The sequence below is a fragment of the Arthrobacter sp. TB 23 genome, assembly GCF_000294595.1.
In the GTDB taxonomy this organism is placed as follows: domain Bacteria; phylum Actinomycetota; class Actinomycetes; order Actinomycetales; family Micrococcaceae; genus Arthrobacter_D.
The window spans coordinates 1-9,779 of sequence record NZ_ALPM01000010.1 but is presented as its reverse complement, the minus strand read 5'-3'; the positions used below and the strand labels follow the sequence as shown (position 1 = coordinate 9,779).

At 64.5% G+C, this 9,779-nt stretch carries 8 protein-coding genes and 1 pseudogene; 4 read left to right on the top strand and 5 right to left on the bottom strand.

Features of this window, described 5'->3' with window-relative positions:
* Positions 1–17: 17 nt before the first annotated feature.
* Together ppgK and map are read right to left on the bottom strand one after the other, a co-directional pair.
* Entirely contained in the window at positions 18–857 is an 840-nt protein-coding gene (ppgK, locus tag B384_RS0101145) for a polyphosphate--glucose phosphotransferase (RefSeq protein ID WP_019481307.1), read from the bottom strand.
* A 67-nt stretch (positions 858–924) separates the two neighbouring features.
* Complete coding sequence (map, locus tag B384_RS0101140; protein WP_024477357.1) at positions 925–1,803, bottom strand: type I methionyl aminopeptidase; 879 nt, start codon at positions 1,801–1,803, stop codon at positions 925–927.
* A 60-nt stretch (positions 1,804–1,863) separates the two neighbouring features.
* Between map and B384_RS20430 the strand changes: the two genes are divergently transcribed.
* A complete protein-coding gene (locus B384_RS20430; protein WP_019481305.1) occupies positions 1,864–2,028 on the top strand; it encodes an SPOR domain-containing protein in 165 nt (54 codons plus the stop codon).
* Positions 2,029–2,031: 3 nt separating this feature from the next.
* On the opposite strand, the gene panB is transcribed toward B384_RS20430, so the two are convergent.
* On the bottom strand, positions 2,032–2,916 hold the full coding sequence (gene panB, locus B384_RS0101130; RefSeq protein ID WP_019481304.1) for a 3-methyl-2-oxobutanoate hydroxymethyltransferase: 885 nt from the start codon (positions 2,914–2,916) through the stop codon (positions 2,032–2,034).
* A 132-nt stretch (positions 2,917–3,048) separates the two neighbouring features.
* Here panB and glnA point away from each other — a divergent pair, with 132 nt between their 5' ends.
* The 3 genes from glnA to B384_RS20425 all read left to right on the top strand — a co-directional run bounded on the left by glnA (position 3,049) and on the right by B384_RS20425 (position 7,856).
* Complete coding sequence (glnA, locus tag B384_RS0101125; RefSeq protein WP_019481303.1) at positions 3,049–4,389, top strand: type I glutamate--ammonia ligase; 1,341 nt, start codon at positions 3,049–3,051, stop codon at positions 4,387–4,389.
* A 13-nt stretch (positions 4,390–4,402) separates the two neighbouring features.
* Entirely contained in the window at positions 4,403–7,414 is a 3,012-nt protein-coding gene (locus tag B384_RS0101120) for a bifunctional [glutamine synthetase] adenylyltransferase/[glutamine synthetase]-adenylyl-L-tyrosine phosphorylase (RefSeq protein ID WP_019481302.1), read from the top strand.
* Between the two features lie 292 nt (positions 7,415–7,706).
* Positions 7,707–7,856, top strand: coding sequence for a hypothetical protein (locus tag B384_RS20425; protein WP_156808923.1), 150 nt, complete (start codon positions 7,707–7,709; stop codon positions 7,854–7,856).
* Between the two features lie 150 nt (positions 7,857–8,006).
* Here B384_RS20425 and B384_RS0101110 read toward each other — a convergent pair.
* Positions 8,007–8,294: pseudogene (locus tag B384_RS0101110) on the bottom strand (IS3 family transposase); the annotation flags it as partial.
* A 4-nt stretch (positions 8,295–8,298) separates the two neighbouring features.
* Positions 8,299–9,648, bottom strand: coding sequence for an IS30 family transposase (locus tag B384_RS0101105; RefSeq protein ID WP_443110774.1), 1,350 nt, complete (start codon positions 9,646–9,648; stop codon positions 8,299–8,301).
* Between the last annotated feature and the right edge of the window lie 131 nt (positions 9,649–9,779).

The following is a 9,779-nucleotide window of genomic DNA, read 5'->3' as shown; positions in this document are numbered from 1 at the left end:
CGACGACGCCGCGATGGTTACGCGTCGGGGACTGCTGCGGCCAGTTTCGCCAGGCGCTTGAAGTGCAGTGCCGCCTGCAGTGCGGCGCCCACGATGCCCGCCTGGTTCCTCAGCTGGGCCGGGATGATGCGGGTGCGCAGGTTCAGTCCGGGCAGGTACTCCTTGCTGCGCTTGGAAATGCCGCCACCGACAATAAACAGCTCCGGTGAGAAGAGGAACTCGACGTGCGAAAAGTACCGTTGCAGGCGGACCGAGTACTCGTCCCAGTCAATGCCGTCACGTTCGCGGGCGACTGCTGAGGCCCGGGTTTCGGCGTCGTACCCGTCAATCTCCAGGTGCCCGAGCTCGGCGTTAGGTACCAGCTTCCCGTCAAAGATGAAAGCCGAACCGATCCCGGTCCCCAGGGTAATGACCAGAACAGTGCCGTCCACCCCCTTGCCAGCCCCGTACCGCACCTCGGCGAGACCGGCTGCGTCGGCGTCGTTGATGACGTGCACATCGCGGTCCAGCACTTTGCTGAAGAGGCCGTCGACGTCGGTGTCGACCCAGCTCTGGTCCACGTTGGCTGCGGAGCGGGCGATGCCGTGCTGGATGATGGCAGGGAAGGTGACACCGACCGGCACCTCTGGGCCGGGTGCGCTGGGCCGGGTCGACAACTCAGCGACAATCTGCGCCACGACTTCGGCGACGGCCTCAGGAGTGGAGGGCTGCGGGGTGGGCACGCGGAAGCGCTCCCCAACGATCTCACCCTCGACCAGGTCGACGATGCCACCCTTGATGCCGGTGCCGCCGATATCGATGCCGATCACTGTGTTCGGCAGGGACTTGCCGTGCTTCTTCTCGCTGCTCTTGCCCATGGTTCTCCAGGTGTAGGTGGGGGTGGGGGGGTCGCCGGCGCGGCGGAGCGCCGCGGGAACCCGGTGGTTAGGGGACGGTAAGGATCTCGGCGCCGCTGTCGGTCACCAAAAGGGTGTGCTCAAACTGGGCGGTGCGCTGGCGGTCCTTGGTCAGCACCGTCCACTCGTCCGGCCACATGTCCCACTCGATGGTTCCGAGGGTGAGCATGGGTTCAATGGTGAACGTCATGCCCGGTTCGATAATCCGGTTATAGGCCGGGGCGGCATCGTAGTGGGGAATGATCAGCCCGGTGTGGAAGGCTTCGCCGACGCCGTGGCCGGTGAAGTCGCGCACCACTCCATAGCCGAACCGGCGGGCATAGGACTCGATGGTCCGGCCAATGACATTGATTTCCCGGCCTGGAGCCACCGCCCTGATGGCACGGTTCAGCGATTCCTTGGTGCGCTCGACCAGGAGGCGGGATTCGTCGTCGACGTCGCCCACCAGGAACGTGTAGTTGGTGTCGCCGTGGACGCCGTCAAGGTAGGCGGTGATGTCAATGTTCAGGATGTCGCCGTCGCGCAGCACCGTGGTGTCGGGGATGCCGTGACAGATCACTTCATTGAGGGATGAGCAAAGCGATTTCGGGAATCCGCGGTAGCCCAGGGTCGAAGGGTAGGCGCCGTGGTCCACGAGAAACTGGTGGCCTACCCGATCCAGCTGGTCGGTGGTCACACCGGGCTCGATGTGGCGGCCAACCTCGACGATGGCCTGTGCGGCCAGCCGGCTCGCACGGCGGATCTTTTCGATGGTTTCGGGAGTCTTGACCTCGGACCCGGTGAAGGGGGCAGGTCCGCTGCGCCCAACATACTCGGGGCGCGGAATACTCACCGGGACCGGTAGTTGGGGACTGACGGTTCCTGGTTCGAGTGTTCCAACGGGTGCACTGACGGATTGCTGAGGCATACTCTTGATCTTATAGGCGCCACGGCGTCCCGCCGAAAGCCACCATCAAGGAGGACCCTCATGGCCGAGTTCTGGTACAACGTGCAAACCCACGAGATCGAGGAGGACGCGCAGTCAGATTGGCGGAAACTGATTGGGCCCTACCCCACACGTGCGGAGGCCGAGCGTGCCCTGGAAAAAGTAGCCCAGCGAAACCAGGCGTGGGATGCCGAGGACGAGCAGTAGCTCCTAGAAGCTGTGCTCCGGCCCGGGGAACGTCCCGTTCCGGACCTCCTCGCCGTACGTCGTCGCAGCCGCTGCGAGCACTGAGCGGACGTCGGCAAACTGTTTGACGAACTTGGGTTGGCGGCCCGTACGAACCCCGGCCATGTCCTGCCATACCAGAACCTGGCCGGTGGTCGAGTTGCCTGCGCCAATCCCAATGGTCGGTACGCGAACGGCGCGGTCGACGGCGGCAGCCACCTCGGCGGGCACCATCTCCATGAGCACACAGAACGCTCCGGCTTCGGCGAGGGCGACGGCGTCGTCAATCAGTTCCTGTGCCGCGTCCCCGCGGCCCTGGACCCGGTACCCGCCCAAGGCATGCTCGCTCTGAGGGGTGAACCCGATATGGGCCATGACGGGGATGCCGGCGGTCGTCAGGGCACGGATGGTGTCGGCGTAGTGGCGGCCGCCCTCCATCTTGACGGCATGAACCCCTCCCTCTTTCATCAGGCGGACCGACGATTCGATGGCCTGCGCGGGGGAGATTTCGTAGCTGCCGAAGGGCAGGTCACAGACCACCAACGCCCGGGTGGCACCGTTGATGACGGCACGCGAGAAGATGATCATCTCATCGACGGTGATCGGCAGGGTGGTGGTGTAGCCCAACACGTTGTTGGCGGCAGAGTCGCCGACGAGCAGCACCTCGATGCCGGCGTCGTCGAAGATCTCCGCGGCGTACTGGTCATAGGCAGTGAGCATGGCGAAGCGGCGTCCATCATTTTTCGCCTGCTGCAGGTGATGAGTGCGGATCCGGGCCGGAGTCCGCGGCTGCGACGCGGCCGGTGCGGCCCCGGCGTCGGCATCGCGGGCACCCGTGCCGTAGGGCGCTGGAATCTCTGCTGAAGTCATATGTCGAGCCTACTTCAGAAGCCCGGGTGGCACGCGGGCTTAACAATGCGTGAGTATCAGTAGAGTGAACTGGTGGACCGACACTCATGATGACACCCGGGACACACACCGACAGCATGAAAGAGGGTAGCTATGGACCGGCAGCAGGAATTTGTACTGCGTACCATCGAGGAACGCGATGTGCGGTTTGTGCGGCTGTGGTTCACCGACGTTGTGGGTTCCCTGAAGTCGGTGGCATTGGCTCCGGCCGAGGTGGAGGGCGCATTCGAGGAGGGCCTGGGGTTCGACGGTTCGTCCATTGAAGGGCTGGCCCGCGTCTTCGAGTCCGACATGCTGGCACAGCCTGATCCTTCGACCTTCCAGATCCTGCCGTGGCGTGGAGAGAAAGAACCCACATCGCGGATGTTTTGCGACATTCTCACCCCCGATGGCATGCCGTCCACCGCCGATCCGCGCGGCGTCCTGAAAAGGACGCTCGCGAAAGCCTCCGATATGGGGTTCACCTGCTACACCCACCCCGAGATTGAGTTCTACCTGCTCAAATCCGACGAGCTGGGACCAGATGGACAGCCTGTGCCCGTGGACCAGGCCGGCTACTTCGACCATGTTCCCGGTGGCGTGGCGCAGGACTTCCGGCGCACCGCCGTCGCGATGCTCGAATCGGTGGGCATCTCGGTGGAGTTCAGTCACCACGAGGCCGGTCCCGGCCAGAACGAAATCGATCTGCGCTACGCCGACGCGCTGCAGACCGCCGACAACATCATGACCTTCAGAACCATCATCAAGGAGGTGGCGCTGACCCAGGACAGCTATGCCACCTTCATGCCGAAGCCGTTCTCCGACCACCCCGGCTCCGGGATGCACACCCACTTCTCCCTGTTCGAGGGCGACGCCAACGCGTTCTACGAAGCGGGCGCCGAGTTCCAGCTGTCCAAGACAGCACGCCAGTTCATTGCCGGCATCCTCAAGCATGCACCGGAATTCACTGCCGTCACCAACCAGTTCGTGAACTCCTACAAGCGCCTCTGGGGCGGGGGAGAGGCCCCAAGCTACCTCTCCTGGGGCCACAACAACCGGTCAGCCCTGGTCCGCGTTCCCCTGTACAAGCCCAACAAGGGCCAGTCAGCCCGCATCGAATATCGCGGCATCGATTCGGCCAGCAATCCGTACCTCGCCTACTCGGTGCTGCTCGGTGCGGGTCTGAAGGGTATCGAGGAAGGTTACGAGCTGCCACCGGGTGCCGAGGACGACGTCTGGAGTCTGACCGCCACCGAACGGCGCGCCATGGGCCACGACCCGTTGCCAGCGAGCCTGCATGACGCCATCCGGGTCATGGAGGACTCGGAACTCGTGGCGGGAATCCTGGGCGAGCAGGTCTACGAGAACTTCCTGCGGAACAAGCGGGCCGAATGGCATGATTACCGCATCCAGGTCACGCCCTACGAGCTGCGCCGTAACCTCGGGATCCTCTAAACTGGCGCCCGCCATGAGCCTCAACCGCCAACTCATCAGCCGGGGTTTCACCGACCTCGAAAAAAGCTCCCGCTTTCTGGACGCGCCCGAATTGCGGGACATTCCGGAGGCAGCGCTGTTCGGCGGGTTGGCGCGCTCAGCCAACCCCGATCTGGCGCTGCAATCCCTGGTCCGGCTCTTGGCGGTACAACCTGATCTTGCGGCCGTGGTGGCCGACGGCGGTGTGGGCAGCGAGCCGCTCTTCAGGTTGCTCGGCGCCTCGGAGGCCCTTGCCGAATTCCTGATGCGGCGACCCGAGCACCTGGACACCGTCAAGGTCAGCCCTAGCCGGAATCCCGGCGGGGTGTCAGCGGAACTGTTGCGGTCTTCGCTGCTCGAGTCGGTCGGCGCCGATCCGTCGTCGGGCACACCCGTCGCGGCCGGGGGTGGCAAGGAATCGTATGCGCTGCTGCGGGCACGCTACCGCCGTCACCTGGTGGAACTGGCGGTCAGGGACCTGTGCTCGGCGTCGCCGGTGGACTATCTGCCGACCGTCGGCAAGGAGCTGGCTGATCTGGCAGCCGCAGCGGTTGAGGCAGCGCTGGCTGTTTCACGGGCGGAACTGGCTGACAGCTTCTCGGCCGCTGACATAGCATCGGTGCGCCTCGCGGTAATGGGGATGGGCAAGTGTGGTGCGGGAGAGCTGAACTACATTTCCGACGTCGACGTCATCTACGTGATTGAGGCACCAGACCTCGCCGAGGAGCTTGCCGTCCGGATTGGGACGTCGCTGGCCTCCGGAATTTCCCGGGCTATTACGTCAAGCGGGATTGAGCCCGGGCTGTGGGAGGTGGACGCCAACCTGCGGCCCGAGGGGCGCGAAGGCCCACTGGTGAGGACCCTCGATTCCCACCTGTCCTACTACGCCCGGTGGGCCCAGAGTTGGGAGTTCCAGGCACTGCTGAAGGCCCGGACCATCGCTGGCGACGCCGATCTGGGGCGTCGCTACGAGGAGTCAGTCGCGCCGCTGGTCTGGAACTCCTCGGAGCGTGAAGGCTTCGTCGACTCGGTGCAGGCCATGCGCCGCCGGGTCACCGACAACATCCCGTCCCATGAGGCGGAGCGTCAGCTCAAGCTCGGCCCCGGCGGCCTCCGGGACGTCGAATTCACCGTCCAGCTGCTCCAGCTGGTGCATGGCAAGGCCGACGAGTCGATCCGGATCCGTGACACGACCTCGGCCATCGCCGCGCTCAGCGCCGCAGGCTATATCGGTAGGACCGACGCCAGGGCGTTCGACGAGTCGTACCGCTACCTGCGGGTGCTCGAGCACCGGATCCAGCTCGTCAATATGCGCCGCACGCACCTGATGCCCGAGGACGACGCGTCGCGACGGGCCCTCGCCATGTCATCCCAGGGCGCCCAAAGCACCACCCGCCCGGCCGCGGCAGCCCTGATTGAACAGTGGCAGCAGACCAAGCGCCTCGTGCGGGGCCTGCACGAGAACATCTTTTACCGTCCGCTGCTGAATACTGCCGCGAATCTCAGCATCGACGAGGTCAAGCTGACCCCCGAGGCAGCCCGGGCGCGGCTCGCCGCCCTGGGCTACCTGGACCCCAAAGTCGCGATGCGTCACATCGAGGCACTCACCTCGGGTCTGAGCCGGCGGTCGGCGCTGCAACGCAACCTGCTGCCGGTCCTCCTCGGCTGGCTGGCCGATGGGGTGGACCCCGACGCGGGCCTGCTGGCCTTCCGGCGGCTCAGCGAGGGCCTCGGTCAGACTCACTGGTACCTTGGCATGCTCCGTGATTCCAAGGCGGCAGCTGAACGGCTATGCCACATCCTCTCCAGTAGCCGGTTCATCGCCGACCTGCTGGAAGTGTCACCGGAATCCACCAAATGGCTCGGCAACGACAAGGACCTGATCCCGGTCGGGTTCGAAGCCCAGTGGACAGAAATCCAGTCAAAAATGTCCCGGCACCCCGAACCCCGCGAAGCGATGCGGCTGATCCGGTTGATCCGCCGCCGGGAGCTGCTGCGCATCGCCATCGCCGACAGCTCAGGGTTGCTGGATCAGGCCTCGGTAGGGGCCGCCTTGTCCGCGACTGACCGGGCAGCGATCCTCGGCGCGCTGCATGTCGCAGAGGGTGCTGTCTTAGCGAACGAGGAGCCGCTGACCGACGTCGTCGTCGTGGCAATGGGGCGGCAGGGCGGCCGCGAGATCACCTACGGGTCGGACGCCGACGTGATGTACGTGCACCGTGCCCGTCAGGGGGCGAGCGAGGCGGCGGCTCAGGGGCAGGCGGAGCGGATCGTCAGCCAACTGTCGGCGCTGCTGCAGCAGCCCTGCTCTCCGGCAATCCAGGCGGAGCGGGTCCTGGAAATCGACGCCGACCTGCGCCCCGAGGGGAAACAGGGTCCGATGGTGCGGTCGCTTGAGTCCTTCCGCGAGTATTACCGGCGGTGGTCGCTGGTCTGGGAGTCGCAGGCCCTGCTGCGTGCCCTGCCCATCGCAGGAAGCGATGACCTCGCCGCAGCATTCACCGAACTGATCGACCCCATCCGCTACCCGGAGACCATCTCGGGCCAGGGGGTGCGGGAGATTCGCCGGATCAAGGCCCGGATGGAATCGGAGCGGCTGCCGCGGGGAGCCGACCCGTCGCGGCACCTGAAGCTCGGTAGGGGAGGGCTGAGCGACGTCGAATGGCTGGTGCAGCTGCTGCAACTTCAGCACGCTCACGCGAATGATGCCCTGAAGACCACCTCGACCCTTGCGGCAATGGACGCGATCGAGGCTGCCGAGCTACTGTCCGCCTCCGACGTGCTCACGCTGCGTCAAAGCTGGTGCCTCTCGAGCCGGGTGCGGGCCGCGAACGTGATCTGGAGCGGCAAGGCATCAGACCTGTTGCCGTCGTCGCGCCGTGACCTGGAGGCGGTGGCCCGCTGGTGTGGTTACGGCCCCGGGATGGGTGCGTTACTGGAAGAGGACTACCTGCGGCTCACCCGTCGCAGCCGGGCCATCTTCGAGCGGTCCTTCTACGGCTACTGAGGCACACTCCGGGTCCTTTTTCGGTTCCAGCCGACGGAGTTTCCCGCTGGTCAGGCTCCGTCACTGGGATTGTCCAGGCAATCCCAGTGACCGTGCCCGGCCACTGGGAATAGCGGTGAAATACCCAGCCCCTTGGGGCGACCCGTCAGGCCGTGCACACCAAATACGGGAAGCGTTAGACCTCCGTACCCGCGACACGGTTCAGGATTCGCGGAGGCAGCTTGCGGAGTTCCACCAGCATCACCCGTTACCTTTTGATATCAGGTATGAACCGTCAGGGAGGATGCTCGTGATGATTGACAACAGTGCAATGCCGCAATCTGGTGGTCGGTCGCTGCTCGCTGTGGTTGGAGCGGTCGGTATCGAAGCTGCCACGAGGGTCAGTACAGCGGTGCGGGACGCCGTCATGGTGCTCACATCTCTCGACGAAGCATCCTACTGAATCGCCGCAGGTTTTGGGCAAAAAGAAGACCCGCACGGTGATCCGTGCGGGTCTTCTGCCATCTAGAGACTAGACGCCGTAGTTGAGCTCGAACTCTACATAGGCTATGGGACTGCCCCGGATTTGGTTGACTCTCGGGGTCTAGTGTTGTCAGGCGGCTTTGAGGCCGGTGTTTAGTATCTCAAACTCGACGGGTGTTAGTTTCCCTAGCCTGCGTTGGCGGCGTTTCCGGTGGTAGGTCTTCTCGATCCAGGTCACGATGGCCAAGCGCAGACCAGCTCGAGTGGACCACCGCTGACTGTCCAGCACGTTCTTTTGCAGGAGCGAGAAGAACGATTCCATCGCGGCATTATCAGCGCACGCGCCGACCCGGCCCATCGATCCAGTGAGCCCGCCGCCCTTCAACGCACGTATGAAGGCGTTGGATCGAAATTGGGCCAGTTCAATCGGTCGTTGCAACACCGGGCTGTTGGAGCGAGCTTAGCTGCTCGGCAAAGACTTCAGCCGGGGTTTTCCAGTCGAGGACTTTACGGGGCCGGTTGTTCAAGGTCAGAGCGATGGCTTCGAGGTCCTCGGCAGTCCACCTGGAGAGGTCAGTGCCTTTCGGGAAAAACTGGCGCAACAGCCCGTTGGTGTTCTCATTCGTGGGTCTCTGCCAGGGTGAGTGCGGATCGGCGAAGAACACCTTCGTTCCAGTGCTGAGAGTGAACTGGGCGTGTGCGGAGAGCTCTTTCCCTCGATCCCACGTGAGGGTCTTGCGGAGCTGTTCGGGCAGCTTGGTCATCGAGACCGTAAGCCCGGCGTTCATCGCCACGGCACCGTAGCCACCGAGCGAGGGCCCGTTCTTCACGGCCTGTCTATCAGCCCAGCCTTCCAGCCTGGGCAGATGTACCAGGATTGTGGAGCGGCTGCTGCGCTCGATGACCGTGCCGATCGCGGATCGTCCGGTTCCGATGATCAGATCACCCTCCCAGTGGCCCGGTACCGCACGGTCTTCGGCTTCGGCGGGGCGTTCGCTAATGAGGACCTCCGCGGTGACATGGCCTTGGGGTTTACTCTTCGATCGAGCTCGAGGTTCCCGCAGCGCACGGCCGGTGCGCAGGCAGGTGACCAGCTCGCGCTTGAGCGCGCCACGACCCTCGATGAACAGCGATTGGTAGATGGCCTCGTGACTAATGCGCATCGACTCATCATCCGGGAAATCGACGCGGAGCCGGTGGGAGATCTGTTCCGGACTCCAAGCTGTCGACCATCGCCTGTCCTGCCGGTGCGGTTTGTTCAGCCCCTTCCAGGCCGGTGTCGCAGGGCCAGCGACGACAGTGCCGTCGTGCCGGCGGATGACCCCAGCGAGCCGTTCCTGAACATACTCACGCAACCTCGCATTGTCCGCGAGTTTCGCGGTCTTCGGGCGCTTCGCAGCCTGTTGCGCCTTCCACTGCGCCACCAAGGCCCGATAGAGATGCTTCCCGCTCCTCGTAGCCGCGTTGCGACGCAACTCGCGCGAGATCGTTCCAGGGTCGCGGCCAAGCCGCCGCGCGATTTCACGCACGCCGACCTCCCGGGCTCGCAATAACGAGATCTCCTCACGCTCAGCGAAGGACAAGTAGCGGCCCGTAGGCTCGTCAAGACTGATCGGCGGCATGCCGCCAGCGTGACGGAACCACCGCGACGCGACCGGCCACGACACACCGAGCGCCTCCGCAGCTTTGACGGTTGTCACCCCAGTAGCGATCAAACGCCAAAACTCCCGCTGCACCGCACGAGAGGGCTCTGGCCTGCCCGGCGAACGCATCGGCGGACGTAACGCCCGATCCGCCGCCCACTGCCGCCGCGCGCCCTCCGGAGCCTTCCGCAACTGCTTTCCACCGCGTCCCATCGCGAACCTCCATAATCGAGGTGTTGCGACGACCAATTGAATTCACC

Excerpts from the sequence above, each read along its gene's own strand:
- glnA (WP_019481303.1), top strand. The coding sequence starts at position 3,049 with ATGGACCGGCAGCAGGAATTTGTACTGCGTACCATCGAGGAACGCGAT.
- B384_RS20425 (WP_156808923.1), top strand. The coding sequence starts at position 7,707 with ATGATTGACAACAGTGCAATGCCGCAATCTGGTGGTCGGTCGCTGCTC.
- B384_RS20430 (WP_019481305.1), top strand. The coding sequence starts at position 1,864 with ATGGCCGAGTTCTGGTACAACGTGCAAACCCACGAGATCGAGGAGGAC.
- map (WP_024477357.1), bottom strand. The coding sequence starts at position 1,803 with ATGCCTCAGCAATCCGTCAGTGCACCCGTTGGAACACTCGAACCAGGA.
- panB (WP_019481304.1), bottom strand. The coding sequence starts at position 2,916 with ATGACTTCAGCAGAGATTCCAGCGCCCTACGGCACGGGTGCCCGCGAT.
- B384_RS0101105 (WP_443110774.1), bottom strand. The coding sequence starts at position 9,648 with ATGCGTTCGCCGGGCAGGCCAGAGCCCTCTCGTGCGGTGCAGCGGGAG.
- ppgK (WP_019481307.1), bottom strand. The coding sequence starts at position 857 with ATGGGCAAGAGCAGCGAGAAGAAGCACGGCAAGTCCCTGCCGAACACA.
- B384_RS0101120 (WP_019481302.1), top strand. The coding sequence starts at position 4,403 with ATGAGCCTCAACCGCCAACTCATCAGCCGGGGTTTCACCGACCTCGAA.